Annotated in this window: 18 protein-coding genes; 8 read left to right on the plus strand and 10 right to left on the minus strand. The window is 53.4% G+C overall.

Translation table 11 applies throughout. The features are described from left to right. Window positions 1-74: 74 nt before the first annotated feature. From HBA55_RS12695 to HBA55_RS12705, 3 genes are all read left to right on the plus strand, one after another. The gene (locus HBA55_RS12695; protein ID WP_166991504.1) at window positions 75-1,877 is read left to right on the plus strand and encodes an acyl-CoA dehydrogenase; all 1,803 of its coding nucleotides are present in this window, start codon (window positions 75-77) and stop codon (window positions 1,875-1,877) included. 40 nt (window positions 1,878-1,917) lie between these two features. Next, window positions 1,918-4,035: a 3-hydroxyacyl-CoA dehydrogenase NAD-binding domain-containing protein gene (locus HBA55_RS12700; RefSeq protein WP_166991507.1), complete on the plus strand. Its 2,118-nt coding sequence runs from the start codon at window positions 1,918-1,920 to the stop codon at window positions 4,033-4,035. Between the two features lie 122 nt (window positions 4,036-4,157). Next, window positions 4,158-5,342: an acetyl-CoA C-acyltransferase gene (locus HBA55_RS12705; protein ID WP_166991510.1), complete on the plus strand. Its 1,185-nt coding sequence runs from the start codon at window positions 4,158-4,160 to the stop codon at window positions 5,340-5,342. Between the two features lie 97 nt (window positions 5,343-5,439). Here the strand turns inward: HBA55_RS12705 and HBA55_RS12710 are convergent, their stop codons facing one another. Continuing rightward, a complete protein-coding gene (locus HBA55_RS12710; protein ID WP_166991513.1) occupies window positions 5,440-7,677 on the minus strand; it encodes a TonB-dependent receptor in 2,238 nt (745 codons plus the stop codon). Window positions 7,678-7,919: 242 nt separating this feature from the next. Next, window positions 7,920-9,884 carry an NAD(P)-binding protein gene (locus HBA55_RS12715; protein ID WP_166991516.1) on the minus strand — a complete coding sequence of 655 codons (1,965 nt, stop codon included), beginning with the start codon at window positions 9,882-9,884 and terminating at the stop codon, window positions 7,920-7,922. Window positions 9,885-10,134: 250 nt separating this feature from the next. Between HBA55_RS12715 and HBA55_RS12720 the strand changes: the two genes are divergently transcribed. Next, window positions 10,135-10,776 (plus strand): TetR/AcrR family transcriptional regulator, encoded by a 642-nt coding sequence (locus tag HBA55_RS12720; protein WP_166991519.1) that lies wholly within the window; start codon window positions 10,135-10,137, stop codon window positions 10,774-10,776. Between the two features lie 24 nt (window positions 10,777-10,800). Here the strand turns inward: HBA55_RS12720 and HBA55_RS12725 are convergent, their stop codons facing one another. Further along, on the minus strand, window positions 10,801-11,274 hold the full coding sequence (locus tag HBA55_RS12725) for a nuclear transport factor 2 family protein (protein WP_166991522.1): 474 nt from the start codon (window positions 11,272-11,274) through the stop codon (window positions 10,801-10,803). Window positions 11,275-11,664: 390 nt separating this feature from the next. Here HBA55_RS12725 and HBA55_RS12730 point away from each other — a divergent pair, with 390 nt between their 5' ends. Together HBA55_RS12730 and HBA55_RS12735 are read left to right on the plus strand one after the other, a co-directional pair. Further along, entirely contained in the window at window positions 11,665-11,985 is a 321-nt protein-coding gene (locus HBA55_RS12730; protein WP_166991525.1) for a hypothetical protein, read from the plus strand. 254 nt (window positions 11,986-12,239) lie between these two features. Further along, window positions 12,240-12,890 (plus strand): hypothetical protein, encoded by a 651-nt coding sequence (locus HBA55_RS12735; protein ID WP_166991528.1) that lies wholly within the window; start codon window positions 12,240-12,242, stop codon window positions 12,888-12,890. Here the strand turns inward: HBA55_RS12735 and HBA55_RS12740 are convergent. The 6 genes from HBA55_RS12740 to HBA55_RS12765 all read right to left on the minus strand — a co-directional run bounded on the left by HBA55_RS12740 (window position 12,887) and on the right by HBA55_RS12765 (window position 23,378). Continuing rightward, window positions 12,887-13,819, minus strand: a complete 933-nt coding sequence (locus tag HBA55_RS12740) for a hypothetical protein (RefSeq protein ID WP_166991531.1) — start codon at window positions 13,817-13,819, stop codon at window positions 12,887-12,889. The genes HBA55_RS12735 and HBA55_RS12740 overlap by 4 nt on opposite strands. Next, a complete protein-coding gene (locus tag HBA55_RS12745) occupies window positions 13,800-14,519 on the minus strand; it encodes a GntR family transcriptional regulator (RefSeq protein WP_166991534.1) in 720 nt (239 codons plus the stop codon). Before HBA55_RS12745 ends, HBA55_RS12740 begins: the two co-directional genes overlap by 20 nt. 167 nt (window positions 14,520-14,686) lie before the next feature. After that, complete coding sequence (locus tag HBA55_RS12750; RefSeq protein WP_166991538.1) at window positions 14,687-17,086, minus strand: TonB-dependent receptor; 2,400 nt, start codon at window positions 17,084-17,086, stop codon at window positions 14,687-14,689. Window positions 17,087-17,449: 363 nt separating this feature from the next. Continuing rightward, entirely contained in the window at window positions 17,450-19,174 is a 1,725-nt protein-coding gene (locus HBA55_RS12755) for a solute:sodium symporter family transporter (RefSeq protein ID WP_166991542.1), read from the minus strand. Window positions 19,175-19,280: 106 nt separating this feature from the next. Continuing rightward, on the minus strand, window positions 19,281-21,368 hold the full coding sequence (locus HBA55_RS12760) for a glycoside hydrolase family 31 protein (protein ID WP_166991545.1): 2,088 nt from the start codon (window positions 21,366-21,368) through the stop codon (window positions 19,281-19,283). A gap of 288 nt (window positions 21,369-21,656) precedes the next feature. Further along, window positions 21,657-23,378, minus strand: a complete 1,722-nt coding sequence (locus HBA55_RS12765) for a SulP family inorganic anion transporter (RefSeq protein WP_166991548.1) — start codon at window positions 23,376-23,378, stop codon at window positions 21,657-21,659. 185 nt (window positions 23,379-23,563) lie between these two features. On the opposite strand from HBA55_RS12765, the gene HBA55_RS12770 reads away from it, so the two are divergent. After that, on the plus strand, window positions 23,564-24,523 hold the full coding sequence (locus HBA55_RS12770) for an aldo/keto reductase (RefSeq protein ID WP_166991551.1): 960 nt from the start codon (window positions 23,564-23,566) through the stop codon (window positions 24,521-24,523). An 11-nt stretch (window positions 24,524-24,534) separates the two neighbouring features. Then, complete coding sequence (locus tag HBA55_RS12775) at window positions 24,535-25,509, plus strand: TauD/TfdA family dioxygenase (protein ID WP_206019781.1); 975 nt, start codon at window positions 24,535-24,537, stop codon at window positions 25,507-25,509. Between the two features lie 84 nt (window positions 25,510-25,593). Here HBA55_RS12775 and HBA55_RS12780 read toward each other — a convergent pair whose 3' ends face one another. Continuing rightward, complete coding sequence (locus HBA55_RS12780) at window positions 25,594-26,487, minus strand: AraC family transcriptional regulator (RefSeq protein WP_166991555.1); 894 nt, start codon at window positions 26,485-26,487, stop codon at window positions 25,594-25,596. Window positions 26,488-26,564 lie beyond the last annotated feature (77 nt).

The raw sequence follows: 26,564 nt of genomic DNA on the forward strand, positions 1-26,564 counted from the left end.
ATTCCCGATTAAATTCGGGTAAACCCCTATTTCGGTGAACCTCTAAATAGTATCACCCAATGAGCGAGGCATCTATGAGCCATCCCCTACTCAATGAGCGAGAGCTGGACTTTCTGCTCTACGAACTGCTGGACACAGAGGCGCTGTTACAGAGGCCCCGCTACCAGGAGCATTCGCGAGAGGTCTTCAAAGCGACCCTGGAAACGGCTCGCACGGTTGCCGAGCGCTATTTCGCCAACCACAATGCCAAGGGCGATGCCAACGAGCCCAGCTTTGATGGCGACAAGGTTCACCTGATTCCGGAAACCCAGGAGGCCTGGGACGCCTTCGCCGAGGCCGGATTCCTCGCGGCCCACTACGATTTTGAGGACGGCGGCATGCAGCTGCCTGAAATCGTGCTGCGCGCCAGCATGGCGTACTTTAGCGCCGCCAACATAGCCTCCACCGGTTATCCGTTCCTTAGCATCGGCGCCGCCAATCTGATTCAGTCGTTCGGCACCGAGGAACAAAAGAGCAGGTTTCTGCCCCCCATGCAGGAGGGTCGGTTCGCCGGCACAATGGCTCTGACTGAGCCCGGCCAGGGGTCGGCACTGGCCGATATCAAAACCATCGCCAGACCTGCCGAGGACGGCAGCTACCGTCTATTTGGCCAAAAGATGTTTATTTCAGGCGGCGACCAGAGCCTGACCGAAAACATTGTGCATATGGTGTTGGCCAAAATCGAAGGTGCGCCTGCCGGTGTCAACGGCATTTCACTCTTTATATGTCCCAAAGTATTGGTTAATGAGGACGGCAGTCTCGGCGAGCGCAACGACGTTGCTCTGGCGGGGTTGCTGCACAAAATGGGCTACCGCAACACCACTTCCACGGTGCTCAATTTCGGCGAACAGGATGGTGCGGTGGGGTATCTGATCGGCGAACCCCATAAGGGTTTGCAGTGCATGTTCCAAATGATGAACGAAGCCCGAATTGGCGTGGGTATGGGTGCCGCCGTACTCGGCTATCAAGGCTTCACTTATTCTCTCGATTATGCCCGCCAGAGGCCGCAGGGAAGACTGCCTTCCAACAAAGACCCCGAGTCAAAACAAGTCAGCCTGATTGAGCACGCGGATGTGCGCCGCATGCTGCTGGCTCAGAAAGCCTATGCTGAAGGTTCTCTGGCCATGTGTCTGTTCGCCAGCAGTCTGTTCGAAGATTCTCACACGGCTGATACCGAAGAGAAACGTCGCGATGCTTATCTGCTGCTGGACTTGATCACGCCCATGGTCAAGTCCTGGCCGTCCAAGTACGGTTTAAAAGCCAATGAACTGGCCATCCAGATTCTTGGTGGTTCCGGCTATATCCGCGAGTATCCCGTAGAGCAGTATTATCGTGACAACCGCCTGAATCCCATCCACGAAGGTGCCGAAGCCATTCACGGTTTGGACATTCTGGGTCGCAAAGTCATTATGAAGCGGGGCGCGGGATTCAGACTGTTCAATGAAGCCGTGCAACAGACTTTGCAGCAGGCAAAAGATTCTGAATTGTGTCATGAATTTGCAGCACCTCTGAGCGAAGCGCTTAATACTCTTAACCGGGTCACCGAAACTCTGGTGGGCAAGCTCAAAGAAGACCCGGACACCACGCTGGCCAATGCCACCATTTACCTGGATTTGTTCGGCCGTGTATTTGCCGCCTGGCTCTGGCTGCAGCAAGCCTTGAAGGCGGCGGAAGGCCTGGACACCCAATGCGGCGACAGTGATCGCGACTACTACTTGGGCAAACTCCAGGCCGCCCGCTATTACATCCAATGGGAATTGCCCGAGATTGGAGCGCAAGCTGAACTGCTGATGCAATTTAACAGCGTCCCGCTGGATATGCAGGACGCCTGGTTCTAAACCGAATATTCAAAACGAAACAAGAGACAGGAACATTCCAATGAGTCAATTTACCAGTTACGAAGTCCGCGACAATATCGCGGTAATCACCCTGAACAGCCCACCGGTAAACGGCCTGGGACTGGGATTGCGTGCTGCCATTATGGATGGTTTTGACCAGGCAACGGCTGACGAAAAGGTGCAGGCGATTGTCGTGGCCTCCGCCGGCAAGCTGTTTTGTGGCGGTGCCGACATCAGCGAGTTCGGCAGCGACAAAGCCATGACCTCTCCTACCCTGCCGGAAGTCTGCAATACCTTGGAAGAGTCCGCCAAGCCCATTGTCGCTGCGCTTAACGGCATGGCTTTGGGCGGCGGCTGTGAACTGGCACTGGCCTGTGATTACCGCATTGCCCTGCCTGCTGTTAAAATCGGCTTGCCCGAAGTGAACCTGGGCATCCTGCCCGGCGCAGGTGGTACACAACGTATGCCAAGATTGGCCGGCGCACAGCTGGCCTTGGAAATGATCACCTCCGGCAAACCGGTTGGCGCCAAGAAAATGCTGGCGGCCGGGGTGATCGATCGCATTCACGAAGGCGAAGGCAGTATTCTCGACGCGGCTGTCCAGTACGCGCAGGAATTGCTCGACACCAACGCGCCTGTGCGCAGCTGTGCTCAAATGAGCGTGGATACCAGTGAGCTGCCGGAAAACTTTTTTGCAGAGTTCCGTAAATCCATTGCTCGTCGTACCCGCGGTTTTTACGCGCCGGAGCGCTGCATCCAGTGTGTCGAAGCAGCCTGCGAGCTACCGCTGCATGAAGGTTTGGCCAAAGAAGGTGAACTGTTCCGTGAGTGCATGAACACCTCTCAGGCTCGCGCACAGCAGCATTTGTTCTTTGCCGAACGTGCCGCCACCAAGATTCCCGGCGTTGACCCCAAAACCCCACTGCGCGACGTCAAAAAGGTGGCCATTATCGGCTCCGGCACCATGGGTGGCGGCATTGCCATGAACTTCGTCAATGTGGGTATTCCCACGGTGATCCTGGACCTGAACGCCGAGGCCCTGGAGCGTGGACTGGGTGTGATTCGCACCAACTATGAGATCAGCGCCAAGAAGGGCCGTCTCTCTGAAGCGCAGGTTGAAGAGCGCATGAACCTGCTGCAGGCCACCACGGAGTACAGCGAGATTGGTGATGTGGACCTGGTGATCGAAGCGGTGTTCGAAAATATGGACATCAAGAAAAAGGTGTTCCAGACCCTGGATGAAGTCTGTAAGCCCGGCGCTATTCTCGCCACCAACACTTCCACCTTGGACGTTGACGAGATTGCCTCTGTTACCGCTCGCCCTCAGGATGTGATTGGTTTGCACTTCTTCAGCCCCGCCAATGTGATGCGTCTGCTGGAAATCGTTCGAGGTGGCAAGACGGCCGATGACGCACTGCTGACTACCATCAAAATGGCTCAGGCCATTGGCAAGGTGCCCGTTGTGGCCGGTGTTTGCTGGGGCTTTATCGGCAACCGTATTCTGGAACCCTATGGGCGCGAAGCCGCACGGCTTATTCTGGAGGGCGCCACTCCCGCCCAGATCGACAAGGTACTCTACGATTTCGGTCTGGCCATGGGGCTGCCCAGCATGATCGACCTGGCCGGTATCGATGTGGGTTATCTGACCCGTCAGGGCAATCAGGAAGCCTTCTATGGACGCGATCCCGGTTATGCTGCCATTTGCGACAAACTGCATGAGCTGGGCCGTTTTGGCCAGAAGACCGGACGTGGTTTTTACATCTATGAAGGCCGCGACAAGAAGGAAGACCCCGAAGTCATCAGCCTGGCGGAAACCCTGGCCGCCGAGCAGAGCATCACCCGCCGGGAAATCTCAGATCAGGAAGTGCTTGAGCGCACCATTTACATGCTGATTAATGAAGGCGCTCAGGTGCTCGAAGATGGCATCGCCTACCGCTCCAGCGATATCGATACCGTTTACTGCAACGGTTATGGATTCCCGGGGCATCGCGGTGGCCCGATGCAGTATGCGGACGAGATTGGTCTCGACACTGTTGTGAATGCACTGAATAAATACCGCGACCAACTGGGTGCCTACGGCGAGGAGTGGTTTAAACCGGCTCCGCTGCTGGAGAAGCTGGCTGCGGAAGGCAAGACCTTTAAAGAGTTTACCGCCTGAAGGTAACTGCAACGAACAACACCAAAGCCTCGAAGACAAAAACATAAGTAGCAAATGCTTGGAAAGCACTTCGATTGAGAAAACTCACTGCTACAGCCAACTGTTAATATAGGATTACTCACATGAAAGAAGCGGTTATCGTATCCACAGCACGCACCCCGATCGGCAAAGCCTTTCGCGGCGCCTTTAACAACACCAAATCTCCTACCCTGATGGGTCACGCCATCAAGCACGCGGTCGAGCGCTCCGGCGTCGACGGTGGCGAAATCGATGATGTGATTATCGGCTCCGCACTGAATGCCGGTAGCGCCGGCGGCAATATCGCCCGCAACGCCCTGCTGGCGGCAGGCCTGCCATACAGTGCGTCCGGCCAGACTATCGACCGTCAGTGCTCCTCCGGCCTGATGTCCATCGCCACTGCCGCCAAGCAGATTATGGTGGACGGCATGAACGTTGTGGTTGCCGGCGGCCAGGAAAATATCTCCGAAATCCAACAGCCGTACTTTGAGTGGTCCAGCAAGTGTCAGGATGAAAACGTACTGATGCACGCTGAACACGCCTATATGCCGATGCTGTTCACTGCGGAGAATGTGAGCAAGAAATACAACATCTCCCGTGAGTCTCAGGACGAATACTCTCTGTCCTCTCAACAGCGCACGGCTGCCGCCCAGGAAGCCGGCAAGTTTGACGACGAAATTGTTCCGATGACGGCCACCAAAAAAGTGGTTAACAAAGAAACCAAGGAAGTGACATTCGAAGAAGTCACTCTGACCAAAGACGAAGGCAACCGTCCCTCCACAACACTGGAAAGCCTGCAGGGTCTGGCCCCGGTTATCGACGGCGGCTTTATTACTGCCGGTAACGCCAGCCAACTCTCTGACGGAGCCTCCGCCAGTGTGCTGATGGACAGCAAACTGGCCGAGCAACGTGGCCTGGAGCCCCTGGGTATTTACCGTGGCATGATGGTTGCCGGTAACGAGCCGGAAGAAATGGGTATTGGCCCTATCTACGCGATACCAAAGCTGTTGAAAGCACACGGTCTGAGTATTAATGACATCGGCCTGTGGGAACTGAACGAAGCCTTTGCCTGCCAGGCACTGTACTGTCGCGACCACCTGGGTATCGACCCGGAGATCTACAACGTTAACGGCGGTGGCATTTCTATTGGCCACCCTTACGGCATGACCGGTGCACGTCTGGTGGGACACGCACTGATCGAAGGTAAACGTCGCGGCGTCAAATACGTGGTCATTACCATGTGTGTTGGCGGTGGTATGGGTGCCGCAGGTCTATTTGAAGTCGCCTGATCTCTTAGGCTTCCGACATTCACTCTAATTTGTGGCTTGCACAGCGTGGTACCGGGTAAACCGGCACCGCGCTTTTTTGTAATTAAATACCCCGACATCACCAGTTGTAGGTTGCCGTCACCCCGTACCAGCGAGGTGGAGCATACTGGCGCTGAACAAACCCGCCAATGTCCAGGCTGTAGATCGCCCATTCCTCGTCATTGATGTTTTTCACCCAGGCTCGTAGATCCCAGGTTTCGTCCGCTGATCGATAACTCAAACTGAAGTTGGTTGTGTTGTAGCCCTCCTGCAGCGACGAACCGCCGTTGTGACTTTCAAGATATTGTTCATCGTTGTAAACCCCGTCCAGTTGCGCGGCCATATTGCCGCCAAGGGCATCCCAGTTGTAGCGAAACAGGTAGTTGAAACTATAGCCCGGCGCCTGCGGAAGCTCTGCATCTTCTACAAAGCTGTCGGCTGCAGCACCAGGCGCTTTTTCGATTTCTGAATCGATAAATGACAGTCCCAACATAACATCCAGATTCTCGGTGGGAGTCAAGAACAATTCCACTTCGCCGCCCTGATTGCTGGCATCAGAGTTTGTCACCTGTGGTGTGAGGTTAGTGAGAGAAAACGCCTGGTAGTCTTGGTAGTCATAATAGAATGCGGTGGCGTTTAAACGTGCCCGGCCTTCAGCCAACGTCGTTTTGATGCCCAATTCGTACGCATGTAAGGTTTCTTCTTTGTGTTTGAAGTTTTCAATGGTCACCGAGGAGTTTGGTGACCAATTCCCGCCTTTGATGCCACGATTGTAGGAAGCAAACACCAGAGTGTCGTCGCCGGCTTGCCAGTTAAGCTGCACTCGAGCGGCATAATCGCCGTAGTCTATATCCGACACATTGGCATAAGGTCCCACAGCCTCCTGCCGTAAATCGAATAAAACAGTCCCCGCCGGGGTATCACCCAACCCTGTCGTCGCCACGTTGACGAAGTCAATGTCTTTGTCATCCTGGGACCAACGGTAACCCGCAATAACGGTAAACTGATCTGACAGATCATATTCCACCTGCCCAAACACGGACCAGTTGTGCGACTCCAATTCGGTATAGCTGTCAATTACGCCCTGAGGATCCCCAGTGATTAAGGGCCCACCGACTGCAGCCCTGGCGCTGAGATCCATATTCAGATAATAGGCCCCCACCTGCCAGCGAAGTCTTTCCTCTTCCCCGGATAGACGCAATTCTTGAGACCATTGTTGGTACTGCGCTTCGGTGGCAAATGGAAAGTTAATTAAACCCGAGCCCGCATCTTCGAAATGAGATTTGTCCAGGTCCATCCAATTAGTGATAGAAAGAAACTCCATGCCGTCGGAAAGTTCTGTGCTGAAGCGTGCTGTCAAACTGGTGGCTTCCCGATCCAGACCGGTATCATTGCCACCAATCGACTCGTCTCCGCCTGCGTGTTTGTGTACATCTCCCGTCAGGGGATTGTCAGCATCCAGCTCCAGTCCCAAACCGTCTTCATCAACATCGACCAAGTACACCAGATACTGCCCCACAGGAACGTCATCGTCCCTGGAGTAGGACGCCGTCAGATCCAGCTGGGAAGCCTCTCCTATATCTATTTGCAGATTAGCTCGCAAGGACAAGCCGTCCGCGCCATTGGCGTCACTGCCATTGCCACCCATCGCTGGGCTACCCTCACCCAGTGCGCCGGACAGAATGGGTCCTGCCTCAAAATAACCGTCGGATTGCTCCCAGCGTCCTGCGATTCTGCCCCGAATATGATCCGTTATCGCGCCACCTGCAGCGGCCTCGATATTGTAGGAATTAAACTCGGAAACCTCCGCGCTGACATAGCCATTCAGCTCTTCGTCGTCCGCCTTACGGGTAACAAAGTGAATCAATCCACCGGTGGCGTTGCGACCGAAAAGGGTTCCCTGTGGCCCCCTGAGCACCTCCGTTCTTTGCATATCGAACATCTGACCTCCGATGGCGTTCATACTGCCAATATAGACGTCGTCAAAGTAAACCGCGACGGGTGCTTCCAGGTTGTCCTGGAAATTATTCTGGGACACACCCCGCAGATTAAAAATAGTAAAACCCGGTGTAAACGACTGTACCTGCAGCCCGGGAATTTGCTGGGTGATTTCCTGGGTATTATCCAGGCCCAGTGCTTCCATTTGATCCCCGGACATGGCACTGACGGAGATACCCACATCCTGTAGACTCTGCTCCCGCTTTTGAGCTGTGACTATAACCTCTTCCAGAACCAGAGCCTGAGTGGGGCAAATTGTAACCACGGCGGAGACGGCTACAGCCAATTGGGAGCGGTTAAAGAATGATGTATTTTTCATGACGACCTCTCACTTGATTTAGTTTTATTTTCCGTCATTTGACGGTATTTATATTTATACGCCCGCCATGCAGAACGGTCAATGTCTTCCGTCATATGACGGTAAGACGGTATGTTGCTGTCAGGAAACAATAAAAAAGGCCGACGGACCCTTCCAGAGATCGCGCCGGCCAGGAGAGAGACAGTTTCTGAATGACCGTGAACGTGGCTTCCTGTCTCAGGGAACTTGGGCTAAACGCCACTTCACGACATCGCCAGGATCTGCTTGGCGGCGCGCTCGCCCTCATGACAGGCATTGGTCCACAGCTGCTCGCCTGACAGTTCAGAGTGAGCAAACCGAACCCGACCATAGCCCTCACGAACCACATCCCGAGGGGCGGGGCGGCCGTCCTTTCCAAAAAAGAAGCCCGGCTGCGGTGCCACATAAGCGTGTCCCCAGCGATTGGTGATCAGGCCCGCAATATCTTTTTTGGCATCAAATCCGTATGGACCAAACATTTCGGTCATCTGCTTGCGCAAACGATACTCAATATCCCGATAGCTCATGCTGAACAACGAGGCTCTCGCGATGCTGCCCTGGGCCTGGATAGGCAGCCCCTTGTCGGAGACTTCATCGGTAAACGTGTTATAGAAGGTCAGCGTCGTCGGTAAATCCGGATCTAAAGGCATATGGCGTCCGTCGATATTCATGGGAGCGCGGACATTGGTAAACCAGCCAAAGCCTTCAAACCAACGCGCGGCCGTAATGCCCAGGCGTTCCATAAAACGCCAATTGCGAACCGCCAGATTCATCACCAACATGGGCGCATGGAAGAACTCGCCCATGGCCCAACGCAAATCTTCCGGCGCATCCCGAATTACGTGCTTGTTAATCCACTGACCACCCGCCATCACCACATGTTTGGCTTTTATTCGTGTGGGAGTATGTGTGGCATTGTCGATGTAGGTCACATTAACACTATCGGCCGACTCCGCGGGCCCTTCGTGCTCTACAGAGACTGCGGTTGAATTGACTCTTATACGCAAATCCTGCCCTTTACGATCCAGCGAAGACCAGTTGATATTGCCGTAGACAATGTCGTGCAGATTGTCTTGGCCTTCAATGGAATCGGGAATCATTTTTTTAACAAAATGGCGGGCGATGGCCGCGTTACCACCGGGAAAGCTTACCAAGTTAAGGTCGTAATCGCCCAGTGGGTTAGAGTGCCCATTCGCTCGTGGCACATCACTGACGCCCGGCATGCCAAACGAAAGCGCCCCGAGTGCCGAAATCACATCCGTACCCAGCCCGGGGCCATGGGCAGCCATCATCGGATTCAGATAGTTCAGTACGTGGGGATCGCCAACACCAACCTCGTTGGTGATAAACTCCTTGTAGGTCATGGAATCCAGCCATTGTTCCCAATGCTTGCGAGCGCTTGCGCCCTTGTAGTTTTCCAACGCCAACATTTCCTGTTTGGCACGTTCAGAAATTGGCGCATCCCTGAAGCCGTTATCCCACGGATTAATCGCCCAGGAGCCTTTACCGTTTTTGTCCTTGTAGTAGTAACCCAATGTCGCCGTGTGCTTGAACAACTGCATAGCATCGTAGTTGTCTTCAGTAAACTTTAGCGGCTTATCGGTACCGGACGCCTTGTATTCAAATTTGAGCGCATTGGGGCTGTTCTTGCCTGGGAGCCCCAGATCAAACCAAACAGGGTGATAGAAGAAACCGGCTTTCTCGGCCTCTTCCGGAGGCCACAAGGTACCGTTCGAACCCTGAGGTGCATGCAAGTGATACCCATCCACCACCATTTCATTCTGCTTGCCCTCCCCACCGAAAATGGGATGGTTTTCAACCATCAGCACCTTGCCTTTACCCTCTTTCAGATAGGTAAACGCTGTCATCAGCCCGGCAAAGCCTCCGCCCACAATCACGAGATCGTATTCCTCACCGGAATCCATCATCTTCGCGGGAATATCCTTCCATAGCCCGTCGCGAATGGAATGAGCGCCGTTGACGACTTCGTGAGTATTGCCGTTTGAACGAGCATAGTCTCCGACACCGCCGGGACCTGTCCATTGATTATCCAGACCTTGAGAGCGAGCGTGAGTGGATACCCCGGCTGTCGCGCCCGCCAGAAGTGCGGCGCCACTGCCCTTTAACACACCTGACGTAAAGTCCCGTCGAGTGATCGCGGTGTTCATGCCCAGTTTTGATTCGCTCATTTGAATACTCTCTCCGCAGTGTCTCTGGTATTAGTTGCTGCCCGGTTTTTAATTGCCGTCATTTGACGGCCTTTAATTAATTTATACCGTCGGCCGACGGTGTGTCAATGGAAAATTAGGTCGCAAGTTATTTTGTTAAAATTCAATCACTTAGATAAAGACACGCCCCTATTCATCCGTTCAGAGGGGTGTTAGACTTCCGTCTATCGACGGCATACCGCTCATAATTAAGACCAAGAGGTTGAATTCCATGCCAGCAACAACCGCTCCCACCAAGAAAACAGACGGCAGAAGAACAGAGCGTGCAAGTTCGAAACGACGACGCCTGGACATTTTGGAAGCGGCCCGCTTGATCTTCAGCGAGGAAGGGTATGATCAACTGACCCTCAGAAATGTGGCCTCCAAGGTTGGCATCCACCTGAAGACACTGCAGCACTATTTCCCCTCCAAGGAGGAATTGGTGCAGTCGATGTTGATTTACCATGATGAAACTTATGCCCAGGCCTATGAGTACTTGCGTTTGGAATCAGACGATCCCGAAGAACTGTTTCGCAAGGCCATGGCATTTTTGATCAAGGACGACAAGGACAGGCAGACAGCGGGATTTTTCTACCAGCTTTGGGCGCGGGCACACAATGACGAACATGCCAATTCCGTAATGCATGGCATGTACCGCAACCACTGCAGCAATATCGAAAAGTTGATGGAACCCCTCAATCCCGACCTGCCCAAGCAGGCCCGCAAGCAGCGGGCGATTATGATTATTTCGATGATCGAAGGGTTGATGTTGATGATCGGCTACGGAAAGAAAAAGCCCTGGGGAGTGGGAAATCTCGAACAACAAACCATAGAGCTGGCGGTTAAGTTGGCGAAGGATCCAGATATCATCTGAATCCCCGCAATAACACTTTCTCTTTTAGCGACTCGCTACGTCGAACTCGCCGGGCACGTACATTTCCCCGTGGGACCACCACTCACCGTCGATACGCTCCCACAGGAATAACATTTTAAACACAAACGGCTGCATGCCGGATTCTTTCGGCGGCGTCACGTAGAAATTTACCCAATCCCAACCAAGATCGCCTTTGACCTTGGTTTTGTAGGATTTGATTTTGACTTCTGCACCGATTATCTCATTGTAAACCGGGCGCAGTTCGTTTCGACCTTCGTGGGTGTGTCCCTCAGGATCGGTTGACACAACCTGATCCAGATAGAAACGTGTCAAAATTGGCTCGGGATCGTTATTGTGAAAAGCCTGCTCTTTCATGTCGTACTTCTCTCTAATCTGTTGCTTGAATGATTCCAACTCATTCACACCCGCACAGGCCGACAGTGATACGGACAGACAAAAAGCAGACGCTAGACGCAGCGCACTCTTCAAGATTTTCATGATTTTTCTCCAAACGGTTTTTGATGGATGCGCTGGAAATCAGACGCTCTATTCAATGTAGTGTCTGAGAGCGATCGGAGACAATCATCGATTCTGATGAGCAGGCCCTGTCATTAACACCTCAGCAGCAACAGTCTTTTGCCAATGTTTTTGACTGCTGGAACTTGCACAGAAAACAGGTGTGTGCCGATGATCCGTACCACAACATCGCCGCAACTGTTGATAATGACGCAACTCATCCATCAATGTCATCACATCGTTATTCAGTTGATGCTGCAAGGCCATCTCAATATAGGAATGATAGTAATCGGCAATGGCTTGTCGCCCTTGGGGGTTCTGAATTGGTCAAACCCCCACCCCTGGACTATATTGGAGGCATGGAGGTGTCAGATGTCCACGGCCGTCCCACTCACCGCTGGAACCGAGATTGCCCGCAGTTTTGCTGCGAGTACGGTGTCCTCTGCGGAACCGGCCACTCCCGACCTGCCCCGATCTGATCCCTTTGCCTCCGACACCCTTACCCTATCCCGCCTTGCCCGCGAGCGGCAGCAGAATGAGACCCTCGTCAACGACAGCGCCGGTGCTGAAGTGCCAGAATCCGGCGATGAATCGGTGTCAGTGTCGTCGAGCACGGGGCAGAGCAGCTCCCGCGGTGGTCTGGCGCAGCAGGAAGCCATTGCCTTGTACCAGCGGGTCGCCAGCCTGTTGTGAATTTCGGCCACTGTTGGCAAGGGAAGCAAGTTTCAATACACTCCGATACTGTTACACCAAAACTTGGCGCCGCCGATGCAGAAGGCTGCCACCAACGCATAACAATAACCATGTTTACAAAATCAAGGTTTTCCAAATCCGGTTTGTTTAAGTCCAGGAAGCAGGCGAACGAATCAGCTGCCGCCTCAGACCTTCCTGCGGCATCTGTTTCTGAGACACTGAACCCCTGCCGGGCAGGCAATAGGCGGTTTTTGTTGGCCGGGGATCAACAGCAGCAGCTTCTCGAACGCATGCTGCTCGACTGCCTGCGGCAAGGTCGGGCGGCGGTACTGTTCAGCATTTACGACTATCTGGACCAACCCGATAGCCTGCAGTCACTGTGCGACAGGGCGGGTGCCAGTGTCCGCATTCGTCACTTTTCCGTGGCGGAACTCCCCTCTCATTCCATCGACCCGGCTGCCGCGGAAGTCTGGCTGGTTGCCCCCTGTTCCGGCACCACCGAGGGCAGTAACCAACTGGAGATTATCGAGTTTTTATGCTGGTACTCGAAATCTTTGTTCGGTATTGCAGCCGAACAGGCTCCGGTCTTGTTTATGGAAGGCTTTGACCATGACGAGTTGTTGGACGACCCGGATGTCATGGTGTCCTTGAGTATCATTGAACATCGCCGCCACCCGTTGGTCATGAAGAATCGCTGGATGAGTCTCAACAGTCATCAGATCCTGTGCGAACGTGAATATATTCAGGTCATTTCAAGAACCGAGCATGATGCTCTGCAAAACGAGTTGCGCCGACATGGACTGCGCGGCGACATTGGCAAACTCACTGATGATCAAATCCTGATCCTGCAACAGTGGGATACGGTTGACAGTGCGCTGACACATCTGCCACCGCTGCGTTTTTAACGGGGCTCGTTTATGAGCGGCTCAGCATCTTCCGTCGCCACGTTTTCCTGCAGTGGCCTGTAGAGATATTGATCCACATCGTAGGGAAAATCCAACATATGAGGATTGTCCAGCTCAAAAACCCTGCGTTTGTGAAGCTCCACGAAGTCCACACTGGGCTGGTAATACTTCAGCCCCAACTCCTGCACTAAACCTTTGCGGTGCGCAATTTTCAGTCCTTTCAAAATCCACTCAGCCAGTTCCTTATTGCTGGCATGGGTATAGAAAAAACGCGGAAAGGGATAATACAGAACAAAGGATTTGTCGTAACTCAGATCTTCGATATGGCGGTGAGCACGGTATTCGCGGTACAACTCGCTGGCTCCACGACAAAAAAAGTCGATGCGATTCTTCGCAACCATTTTAAACAAGCTCTCGAAATTGGACATCTCCAACACGTTAAAACCGTTGTAGCGCAATACTTCGACATCACGCCAGCCTTTGCCCTGACCGTGCACATAATCCAGTAGTTGATCCAGTGATTCGACAGAACCCAGCTCTCGCTCCAGAGATGATGACATAAAACACACCCGGTAACCGTGAATACCGAGATTGACGGGGAAAGGGATAGCAATGAGGTTGTGTTGAGAATATTCTTTTTTGTAACCCAGCGAAGCGACAAAACCTGGAATCGAGTTGTTGCCAATCATCGCCACTGTGCGGGCATTATTGATGGATGGAACCGGCTTTAGCGTGACTTTCGGCAGCGACGGATCCTGCTCCAACGCCAACTTAAGCAGCTGCAAGTCATAGACAAAACGCGCGTCCCCTTCGTGTTCCTGTGCACGATAGTGGACCACAATCCCGGCGTTAACACTGGAACACAGCACCCCTGCCAGGATAGATCCCAGTAGAGAAAGCCGGAAAACCCTATTTAAGATGCACCGCATAAACAAAGTTTTCGGTACTACAGTAGGCCTGGCTGCACTCCACCACACGACCGTCAATATTGATGCTTTGGCGCTCCACCATCAGCACCGGGGAACCCGCCGGCAGCCCCAGCTGTTTGGCGTATTCCTTGGGCAGGGCTGTCGCATGCAGTTCATCTTTTACCGACACAATACTGATGCCATATTTCTCCTGATAGAGGATATACAGAGCGTTGGGCAGTTCGGTTTGCTTGTCAATATCAGGAAATACAGACAGGGGTTGGATAACCTTCTCAACGATGGCCGGCTCGCCATTGAGATAGCGCACCCGCAACAGTTCCACCACCTGGGTTTTACCTTCCAGGCCGAGCTTTTTGCGCTCCTCTTTGGTGGGTGCGCGGCGCGATGAGCCCAGCACCTCGGTTTCGGGGATCATACTCTCGCCCTGGGGTTCTCGAAGGCGAAAGAAGCGGAACAGAGAGCTTTCCTGGGTATGCTCCGCCACATAAGTGCCCTTGCCCTGGCGTCGCTCCAGCAGGTTTTCAGCCACCATATGGTTGAGAGCCTTGCGTACCGTGCCCTGGCTGACGCCCAGTTCCGCCGCCAGCGCCATTTCACTGGGCAAGGGTTCCGAGGGTTTCCAGTAGCCCTCGACCAGACGCTCGGTCAGCAGGTCGTAAACTTGCTTGTACAGTGGCTGGAAACCTTTGCTCAACGACATTGAATACCCTTACTTGCAATCCTGGAGCCGCGAAAAACGCGATAGTTGGCACTCATTATCGCGATATGGCCGACAGGGGTCAAAGGATTGTCGGTTGGCGGCCCGGAAAAATCGGGGGGCTTAGCCCCCCGGCCTGACAGGCCCAAGCATAGACAGTCGCTACAAGTTTAGAAAGAGGCGCGGAATGCCGCCCCAAAGTAACGCTCCGCGTCGCGGGGCACCTGGTAGCGGAAGCCGTCACCACTGTAAGTGGTTACATACTCCTCATCGCCCAAGTTCTTGCCGATCAGCGAGATACGATAGCGATCATCGTCAAATGAGAAACCGATGCTGGCGTTGAAGATATCGTATTCGGGCAGTACGGCCGCCGGATTTTCCGAACCATCGTTGCCAGGCAGCGTTGCCACCTGCTCGTCAGTATGAACGAAGGAGCCATTCAGGATGATGTCCATATTCTCCATCGGAATCACGTACTCGGCCATAAGCGAGTACTTGAGCTCCGGTGCAAAGGGCACGGGCAGTCCGGAACGATCCGAGCAAGAGGTGGCCTCCAGAGGGCAATTAAACTTGTCGATCTCTGCCTCGATGGAGGCGATACCACCGTAGAACGTCAGGTTTTCCATGGGACGCCAGGTGAAATCCAGCTCGATACCCTCGGTGGTGACATCACCGGCATTGGTCAGGCGAGTGATGCAGGTGCCGTCTGAGCAGTCAAAGTTGTTTGCCTGAAAGTCCGAAATCTCGGTGCGGAAAATCGCTGCGTTCAGGATCAGGGTATCGGCGGTGTACTTCCAGCCCAGCTCCAGTGCGTCGGAGGTCTCTTCTGAGATGGGCGCGGCATCGTCACCATTGGCCTTAAAGTTATAGTAGATGTTAAAGCCCGGGCCCTTGTAACCCTGGGAGGCGGTGGCATAAACCATGGATTCTTCATTGAGATCCCACTGGAAGCCGAGCTTGCCGGAGACATTGGTTTCATCCGCTTTGCCAGAGAAATCGGTATTCTCGGTGGCTGGTCGAACGCCTACACCACGGCGACCAAATTCGTCATTACTGCGACGTTTATGACTGTATTCAATCTCATCGTCGGTATAGCGCAAACCAAACAGGACTCGCATGTCGTCACTGACATTGACCTTACCGTCACCAAAAAAGGCCCAGTTGTTAAATTCCGTGCGCATATGAGCCGTGGCAGAGACAATATCGTTGGCGTTACAGGTGACACCCAGGCTCTCGGTAAAGCCTTCGATGTCCGCCAGGGCATTCTCAAGTTCAGAACCGCTGAGGGTTTCGTTGGCGTACCAGGTCATGGCCTGGTTCAGCTGGCCATTGTTGTTCTGGCAGCTGGCATCACGGGTAAAGCTGCGCTCAGACTCGATGTTCCAATAAAAGGCGCCCAGCTGGTATTCAATAAACTCACCCACCGGTGAGGCAAGACGGAACTCCTGGGAAAGTTGGCGCCATTCCTGGGGACCAATGTCGTGCAGCTGAAAAGGCACGCCGAATACGGGTTCAGTGCTGTCACCCGCGATGGAGGTAAAATCACCTTCACGGATCTCTGTGTTGTCCCAGGCGCGATAAGCGGTAATGGAGGTGAACTCATATTCACCCATGGTCTTATTGATCTGTACGGAGAAGGCAGTGGTTTCGTCCAGAGTGACGGTGGTCAGATCGTGATCGACCTTGCGCAAACCCAGATCCAGATCGGCCTTGCCGTTTACGATACCATTGCTGTCCGGCGCAGCCGGAGAATCAGGGTTGCGGCCACTGGGCAACAGCTCCAGATCGGTACAGCACTCGTCCTCAGCCTCGTAACGCTCAACAATAAACAACATATTGAGGTCTTCGGCCGCATCGAACTCCAACATACCACGCAGGCCCTGGCGGTCGTAACCGTTGGTCATTTGATTGTTGAATTCGTTTTTGATGTAGCCGTCAAACTGCTTGTCCAGCACGGTCAAACTACCGCGGGTACGGTCGGTTAGGGGGCCAGACACCATTGCTTTAAGACTGTATTCGTTGTCCTGGAAAATCTGCGCTTCCACAGAGCCTTCGAACTCGTCGCCGGGACGTTTGGTGGTCATATTTACCACACCGGCGGAGGCATTTTTGCCAAACAGGGTGCCCTGAGGCCCTCGCAGGACTTCCACCCGTTCCAGGTCGTAAAGATCACCGAAGGCCTGTCCGGAACGGCCCAGTACCACACCATCCACCACGGTGGAGACGCTGGGCTCAGCGGCGATGCTGAATGAAATGGTTCCAATACCACGAATGGTCAGCGCAGAGTTTCGGGTGGTATTGCCTTTACGGAAACTGACCGAGGGTGCCATCTGCTGCAGGCCTTCGATGTTATTGGCAAAGGCGGCGTCGATCTGGTCAGAGTTCATCACGGTGACCGCTACGGGGACATCGCTGAGTTTTTCCTGGCGTTTCTGGGCGGTAACCACTACCTCTTCCAGCGCCCAACCGTCGTCCTTCTGTGCATAGCTGGCAGTGCTGAGTGCAAAACCGGCCACCAAGGCCGTAGTGGTCGCAACCGCGCGGCTAATCGGATTCTTCTTTGGCATCATTGTTATCTCCTGAATCGTTGTAATTATTTCGCTGTGTATTCTTATAGCTTTGACCAACTCTATAATACATCTTATGTCTTATACAAGACTAATTTTGCATATTAATCCCCCTCGATCCAGCGTTTTGCTGATTTACGTCCTCCCTGAAAGCTCAATGGGAGTATCATGGAGCCTGCCCCCAATGCACTTACTCAAGCCAGTTTGACACTGTTCTCTGTAGCAGCCCGCTCTGAGGGCGACCGGGTTTGGCACGTTATCGCGCTCGGAGCGCGCTGCTACGGAGAGTTCAAACACTGAGTTTATGCTTAAGTAAGTGTCATTCGAGTCTGGCCCCTTGATTGTTAAATACGTTTGATCGCAACTTTAGGTTTCATTCCAGTGTAGCCGCTGGCTGTATTTCTGCCGCCAGCGGTTCATGCTGATCACGCACAGGGCAATGTTGATGACCACCAGGCTGCCCATCACCGGCCAGAACGCCGGGCTTAGACCGCCGACCAGTCCGATGGGCGAAAACAACACATAAGTCATGACGATACCGCACATCAACGTAATAGCCACCGGCAAGGCGTAAACCCAGGGGGTCATGTCCACTTTCGCCTGCTCATGGTAATGCCAGGGTTTTTCCAGAGGCATCCAACGACCGATCGCGAGCATGATTCCGACCTCAATAAAGAAGAGAATCGCGTAGATATGGATAAAGTTAAGGTCCACCTCGATAACAAACTTAAGCAGACCGTACACAATAATGTGGAAAATAATGGCCACTTTTGCTGCCAATGGTGGTACACGCTTGGTAAATAACCCCACCAAAACTACGGCAATAACAGGAATATTATAGAAGCCGGTAAAGATGCGAATCACCTGGAACAGACCTTCGGGCGCGTACTGCAGCAATGGCGACACCACAAAGGAAAACAGAGCTATCACCACACTGGCCATCTTGGCCACCCTGATCAGCTGGTCATCGCTGACCTGGTCGTTCTTCCAGGGCTTGTAGATATCCAGCACGAACAGGGTCGCGGCGCTGTTCAACAGGGAGTTGAATGAACTGAACACCGCTCCCAACAACACCGCCAGGAAGAAACCTGACATATACACCGGCAGCACATTTTTCACCAATTCCGGAAACGCGAGATCTATGGATTTAAGCTCGCCGCCGTAAAGATGAAAGGCGATCACACCGGGCAGCATCATCAGGAAAGGCACGAGCAACTTGAAGTATCCCGAAAACAGAACCCCCTTTTGACCTTCCGCCAGATTTTTTGCCCCCAAAGTGCGCTGAATAACGTATTGATTGGTACCCCAGTAAAACAGATTGGCAAAGATCATGCCCGTAAAGATCGTGCCAAAGGGAGTGGGATCGGTTGCGGCACCAATGGCGTTAAGCTTCTCGGTGTGTGTGGTCATGACCTCATTGATGCCGGCGGAAACACTGCCGTCTCCCAAAGCGGCAAAACCAAACAGAGGCACGGTGATACCGATAATCAACAGACCCACACCGTTGATCGTGTCGGAAACGGCCACTGCTTTCAGGCCACCGAACACGGCGTAGATAGAACCGATCAGCCCAACGGAGATAATCGTGATGACCAGAGCGGCGCTGTAGCTGACACCCAGCAGCGCCGGCACATCAAACAACTGCAGTACGGCAATGGACCCGGAATAGAGGATGGACGGGATGGTGATTAACCCATAACCCACCATAAACAACACCACGGTCAGACGCCTCACACCATCGTCGAAGCGCCCCTTAAGAAACTCAGGCAGGGTGGAAAAAGCACCGGACAAATACTTGGGCAGGAATACCAGCGCCATGATGATCGTGGCAAAGGCAGCGGTTACCTCCCAGGCCATACTGCTCATGTTGTGGCCATAGGCGGAACCATTAAGCCCGATCATCTGCTCGGCGGAGAGGTTGGTCAACACCATGGAGCCGGCAATAAAAACACCGGTCAGCCCCCTGCCTGCCAGGAAATAGCCGTCCTTGGTATCCACTTCGCCTTTGGTTTTCTGATAGGAAACCCAGGCGACGATACCCATAAAAAACACGCAGGACGCCAGCGTGGTGATTACATAGTTGAGCTCCACGATTGTGATCCTTTGGCTGTTGTCATCATTATTATGGTTGGGCTATTCCTCTACCGCGGCTGTACAACGCAGGAATAGCCTCCTCTTTGTTTTTGTATTTTGAACATTATTTCGCTTGCCATTCGTTGATCACCGGCAGGCCACCCTGCTGTGTCAACACATCACTGTACTCCACCGCAGGTCCCATCGGGATTGTGCGACCCTCGGGAACAAACACCGCAATCTCATCCAGTGGCATCTTCAGCTTGTGGCTCTTGCCACCTTCGAACTTTTCGCCCGACGGGAAACGACACCAGCTTTCGCTGACACTGCAGGGCAGATAGACCTCGACTTCGCCGCCCGGTGCTACACAGGGAGCTACGAGCATATCGTCGCCGAAGAAAAACTGATCTTCGAACGCCCAGGCCGCTTTTTCATCCGGGCAGGTCAGTACCATGGCACGCTGTACAGGCAGACCGGTATTGCTCGCCTGTTCCATCACATCGCTCATGTAAGGGAAGAGTTCGTAGCGCAGCTTGAGCGCTTTATTCACCGCCTGCCCGGCCTCCTCACCATAGGACCAGGGCTCGCGCTGACCAATGCCATGTAAACGCATATGAGCGGAGAACACAGCTGCCTGAGACCATCGCACGTAGAGTTCTGAATCCCGTTGGTCGCCGTAAAACCCGCCCACGTCCGTCGCATAAAAAGGTGCACCGGACATACCCCAGGACAGGCCACCTCTCAGGCTGCCGGCCAGCCCACCCCAGTCCGCCTGGGGGTCACCGCCCCACTGGGCCGGATAGCGCTGGGAGCCCGTCCAGGACGAGCGGCTGAACAGGAACGGACCGCTCTTGCAGTAGCGCTCCGCCGCTTCGTACACGCAGCGGTTGTAGAGCAGCGTATAAGCGTTGTGCAGGGTTTCTCCACTGTCGCCATTATGCGCCAACATGTTTTCTTCCACCTGCTCACCGAAATCCGCCTTGATCATATCAACGCCCAGATCAAACAACGGCTTGTGGCTGTCGCGCCAGAAGGCGTAGGCCTCGGGGTGGGTAAAATCCACAATGCCCGATTCAGGCAGCGGCGTCAGCACTTCGCCAAAGCAGCTCATGTCCCACTGATAGCGATAGGTATCGCCAGTACGGCGATCCTTGAGCAACCAACCCTTTTCGGCCATTTTGTCGAATAAAGGGTTCTCTACCGATACCAGCGGATATTCCCAAACACAAACCTTAAAGTTCATCGCCTTGAGCTCGTTCATCACCGCTGCCGGATCAGGATAACGCTTGGGGTCCCACTCAAAGGCAAAGCGGGTGTCGGTGTCCTGCCAGGCGCGACCATCGAGCGTGATCACATCGCAAGGCATTTTATGCTCGCGTACTGCACGGGCGGTGGCCAGCAGCTCGTCCACATCCTTGTAATAGGCTTTGGAGAGGATCACCCCCAGACTCCAGGTCGGCGGTACCGGTGCGCGCCCGGTCAATGCGGTGTAGCTTTCGAGCATGGCAGCGCCGTTATCTGCCGACAACAACATCAGATCCATGGAGGTATCTTCCACCAACAGGCCGTAGGCGCGCTGAGACCAGGCTGCAAAGCCAACACCGTGGGTCACCGGGGCAGGGGTATGCACAAACGCGCCCCAGCCGTTGGGGCTCCAGGCGAAAGGGGTATTTTTGTAAGAGATTTCGGCGTTAACGCCCAGGGCATCATGATTATAGGAACGCACCAGCTGGCCACGCTTGTCCAGGCGGCCCCACTTTTCACCCAGCCCGTAGACCGGTTCGCTGCTATCCAGCTCCAGGCTGACAAACCAGCCTTCCTCCACCCGAGCCACCGGCGGTAAACGGAAGCGCCGTACAAAGTGACCGTCAGTGGGAGACTTTTGAATGCAACGCTCGCCCTTGAAAAGTTCAAAAGAGAGAGGCTCGTGGCACAGCTTGAGTGTGTGGCCGGCGCCTTTAATAACAGTGTGGGCGTCCTGGCTGTCCAGAGTCAGAGACTCACCGGTGGGCTCTTCGACCAACATGCCGTACTCACCAAACTGGCAATCACCAAACCGCAGGCGGGCTCCAAAGGGATGAAGGGATATGGTCAGCGGACCTTCGCTGGTATAAGCGGTGACCTGATTGGCCGCCGTCAGGGAAATGCTTCCAGAAACCTTCAGCGCTGGAATATCGTTCCAGGCCGGAGACGCCGAGTTAAATTTAGCCATCTACTCAAACTCCAAGAAAGTGGTGTCGGCAATCGGGTTGCCGTTTATTATCTCTTTATCTCTTTGCTGTTATGCCTGCGTTACCTGTACTGACAGGCGCCCTATTGTTGGATTTGCCATGGTGCGGACGAGCACTCTATCGAGTATGGCACCGACCTGCGATCCTGGCTGTTTATTGGGCATTGTGGAGATACTACCCATATCCAATGTCTTTTACAAGACTGTCTTATATAAGACTGAAGTCCACACTTGAATTTTATTACTCAGTCGTTGGACGTAACACCACCATCAACCATCATTGGTTTGCAGCGCACTGCGGGCATGCACATTAACGCCGCCATCAATATAAACAATGGCATCGTTGATTGTCGAAAACATCGTTTTTTCGCACATATAGTCGCGCATCGGCGACGTACTGATCACGTCGCGCACAGGGCCGATGGCATTGGTGATATAAAATTGCACGCCTTGGCTTCTCAGGTTTTCGATGACTTGTTGCAACATCTGAATCGCCGTTGAGTCCACACTGTTGACGGCTTCCGCATCGAATAGTACATACATCAGCTTGTCACTTTGCCGATGTTTGATCCAGGCATACAACTGCTCTACAAAGTAGTCTTTGTTGGCAAAATACAACGGCGCGTCAAAGCGAAAAATCAGTACGTCATCCCGCACCTTGGCATCGGAGAAGCGATTGACGTTACGAAACAAGCGACCGTTTTCGATGGAACCCAACTCGGTCATATGGGGATTGGCGGTATTGTAAATCACCATACCGATTGACAAAGCCACCCCCACAAACAAACCTTCCTGCACGCCCAGCAACAAGGTAATGACGAACGTTGCCATCAAGATGGCAAACTCCCGACGACTGTGACGTGAGAGCTTTATCATCTCTTTGTATTTAAACAGCCCGACAACGGAAACAATAATGATAGCCGATAGCAAGGCTTTGGGTAACGGGTAGGTTTGAAAATAGGGTGTCAGAAATAAAACCGTAATCAGAATAAAAAAGGAAGACACCAGTGCCGACACCTGAGTCATCGCACCGGCCTCCCGAAACGCCGCACTGCGGGAAAAACTGGCCGATACCGGAAACGCCTTAAAAAAAGCCCCTACCAGATTGGCGGCTCCAACAGCCAATAACTCCTGATTGGGTTTTGCGCTGATTTTGTCGGTAGGTTTCTCCTGGGATTTACAAATGGACATGGTGCCCACATATCCCATCAACGCCACCGTCAAGGCAACGGGCATCAGATCAATAAAATCCTCTGCCCCCAGATTCGGCAAAGTCAAATCCGGCAAACCCTGGGGAATAGAAGACACGACATCAACGCCATAACCCTGAGCGTTCCAGACTCCCGAAGCGACCATACCTAACACCAACAGAATCAATGCATAGGGTGGCCCCGAATAGATGCGCTTGGAGTACACCATAAACAGCAAACCAAAAGCACCGATGCCAACGGTGACCCAGTTCCAGTCTTGCATACTCATCAGCAATTGATAAACCAGCTGGAACAGGTTGCCGCCTTCAACGTCCACCCCCAACATATTCTCGAACTGGCTGCCCATAATGATCAGTGCCGCCGCCGAGGTATAACCGACAATCACCGGATTAGACAAAAAGTTGGCGATAAAACCAAAGCGAATAAAACCAAAAAACGCCTGAATCACCCCCACCATTAAAGTCAGTGCGATGGCCAGTTCCAGGTAATGGTCCGAACCCGGTTCAGCCAGCACACTCAGCCCCGTAATAATCAGAATGGAATCGAGTGCAACCGGGCCAATGGAAATTTTGTTGGAGGTACCGAGCAGTGCATAAATAACCGGGGGAATAATGCAGGCATAAAGCCCGTACTCGGGTGGCAGACCTGCCACCACGGCGTAACCCATGCCCTGTGGAATTAACATCACCGCTATGGCCAGACCGGAAAACAGGTCACTGCGAAAAGTATCGCCATCATAACCCTGCAACCACAGCAATCCGGGGAAGAACTTACTCAACATAAACCAGTACTCGCTTGGGCGAACGCCCTTTCGATTTCACCAATAACCTTTTCTTTATATTTATAGCTGTTATCTGAGCTTTCTGAACCACCAACCGCTACCAGTCACATATAATCGATTGACAATTCTTATGTCTTATATAAGATACATCTTATCACTGACACACAACATTAGCGAGCGCAGAAATGTCAATCTCGAAAAAGCCAAAGATAGGCCTGGGGCTCTGGAAGATACCAACGCCCGAATGTGCCGACGTCGTCTACAACGCCATTAAAGTCGGTTACCGCCACCTGGATAGTGCCTGCGACTACGGCAATGAGGTCGAAGTGGGCCAGGGTATCCAGCGCGCCATCGCTGACGGACTGTGCAGCCGCGACGATCTGTGGATTACCTCCAAGCTCTGGAACACCTACCATCGTCCCGAGCATGTACAACCGGCGCTGGAGAAAACCCTGAACGATCTTGGGCTGGAATACCTCGATTCCTACCTGATTCACTTTCCCATCGCGCAGCCATTTGTGCCTTTTGAAACCCGCTACCCGCCAGAGTGGTTCCTCGACCCGGACGCTGCAAACCCCGAGATGAAAATCGAACCCGTGCCCCTGCACCAAACCTGGCAGGCCATGGAAGCATTGGTGGAAAAAGGCCTGGTCAAACACATAGGTGTCTGTAACTACAACACCGGTCTGCTGAATGACCTGATGGCTTACGCACGCATTAAACCGGCGGAGCTGCAGATTGAATCTCACCCCTACCTGACCCAGGAACGCCTGATTCGCCTGGCCCAGGATTACGGCATAGAAGTGACTGCCTTCTCTCCACTCGGCGCGCTTTCTTATTTTGAGTTAAATATGGCCGAGCCGATTGAATCCGTGATCACCCAGCAAGCCGTTGTGGACATCGCTGAAGCCCATGGAAAAACCCCCGCCCAAGTGGTCCTGCGCTGGGGCGTACAGCGCGACACCGTCGTGATCACCAAGAGCACCAAGACCGAACGCCTGCAAGAGAATATCAACATATTCGACTTTACCCTCAGCGATGACGAAATGGCGGCCATTTCCGCCCTGAATCGCAACCGTCGTTTTAACGATCCCGGCGATTTTTGCGAGGGTGCCTTTAACAAGTTTTATCCCATTTACGACTAGGAGATGACAGAGTGCCTTATATAAGTACGATGGTTACCGATCTTGAATACAACCCCGAGCACTTTCCCACCGTTGTGGTTAACGACGGCTCGGTGGAAAACCTGGAACAGGCCAAACAGTTTGTGGCAAACAACGTCGACGCACTGAAAAAAGAGCTGGGCAGCACCGGTGCGATACTGTTCCGCGGCTTCCCCATTACCGATGCGGAAAGCTACGATGCGTTTTTTTCATCCTTTGGCTATCCAAACTTCACTTACAAGGAATCTTTGTCCAACGCCGTTCGCATCAATCACACCGAGTATGTGTTTACCGCCAACGAAGCCCCTAAAGACGTGGAAATTTACCTCCACAACGAAATGGCGCAGACACCGATTTACCCCAACATTATTTCCCTGTTTTGTGAGGCTGCTGCCGACCAGGGTGGTGCCACCGTCGTCTGTCGCTCCGATAATATGTACACCGAACTGATGAAGAACGCACCGGAAATGACGGAAAAACTGGAGAAGGTCGGCGTCAAGTACACCACCGTGATGCCCTACGACGACTCGCCCGAATCCGGCCAGGGTCGCAGCTGGCGCGGCACCCTCGGCGTGGAAACCAAAGAACAGGCAGAAGAGAAACTGAGCAGCCTGGGTTACTCCTGGGTATGGAACGACGACCAGTCCCTGGCCGCACAAACCGGCGCACTACCCGCCATTAAAACCCTGGAAGGTGGCCGCAAGGTATTCTTTAACCAGATCATCGCAGCCTATATGGGCTGGAAAGGCGTGCGAGAAAATCCAAGCGTGGCCCTGTGTTTTGGGGACGGCTCCGACTTCACCAAGGATTACCTGGATGAAATCGTGGCGGCTTCCAGGAAACTCTCTTACGACATCGAATGGCAGGATGGTGATGTGGCCATTGTCGACAACCACCTGGCCATGCATGGCCGCATGCCCTACTCCGGCGATCGTAAACGCAAGGTCCTGGTTGTACTGGGTCGCTAAGTCAGCTGGCTGCTTCCGACACAGGGAGGTGTCGGCAAAGTCGCAGTCCTCCTTTTCGCGTTTTAATAAAGCCTGGAAAACTCTTTAGAAACCTGAGAAAGATCCAGGCGTCGCATTAAAGTGGCGTTTGAACTCCCGGCTAAACTGCGACGTACTGGTATAGCCCACCAGCATGGCCGCGTCACTCGCCCGACGGCCCTGCAACTCAATCAACTCCTTGGCCTTGGTCAGCCGCAGCTTCTTCAAGTACTGCAGCGGCGACTCTGCGGTCACCTGCTTGAACGCCCGGTGAAACCCGGACACGCTCATATTTGCCTGCTCCGCCAGGCTCTCCACCGTAATCACCTCCGCGTACTGCCGATGCAGACGCTTGAGCGACTTGGCAATCTTGGCGTAGTGGCTGTCGTGGCGGGCAAGATCGAACAAAACATGACCGCGATCGCCAATCAATATTCGATAAACGATTTCCTCAACAATGGCGGGGCCAAGTACAGCCGCATCTCTGTCGTTGTGCATCGCCACCAAAAGTCGTTTAAAGCAATCATTCAAGGCATCATTCAAGCAATCAAATTGAATACCCAGATCCAACGCCGCCGGGGCCACTGCAGAGCTTCCGCCCAGCTCATCGCTGCTGAGCAGATTCACCAACTTGTGCAAGGTTTCGGAATGGACGTTAATCGTGATGCCCAGTAAAGGTTTGCCGTTATCCGTGCGAGCATCGCACGTTAAAGGCAGAGGCACTCCAAGAACCAGATAATCGCCCGCGCCATAGGTCGCACAGCTGTCACCAAAATAAACCGTCTTCTGCCCCTGCCCCATCACAATAATGCCCGACTGGTACATCAACGGTTTGCGGTCACAATCCACTTCAGAGCGATAAAGATACACCCCTGGAATATTCGTTCGGGCGCTGCCCTCCAATGTATTCAACTCGCGCTGATCCACGTAGGACTGCATCAACCCGGCAAGATTGCCCATACATCACCTCTTCACAGCTCGACCGACAAGTCATACAAAAATATCGCACACTGCAGAAATAGGCAATTAATTTGGAG

Origin of the sequence: Pseudomaricurvus alkylphenolicus, assembly GCF_011683955.1 — a bacterium.
GTDB classification, from domain to species: domain Bacteria; phylum Pseudomonadota; class Gammaproteobacteria; order Pseudomonadales; family Cellvibrionaceae; genus Pseudomaricurvus; species Pseudomaricurvus alkylphenolicus.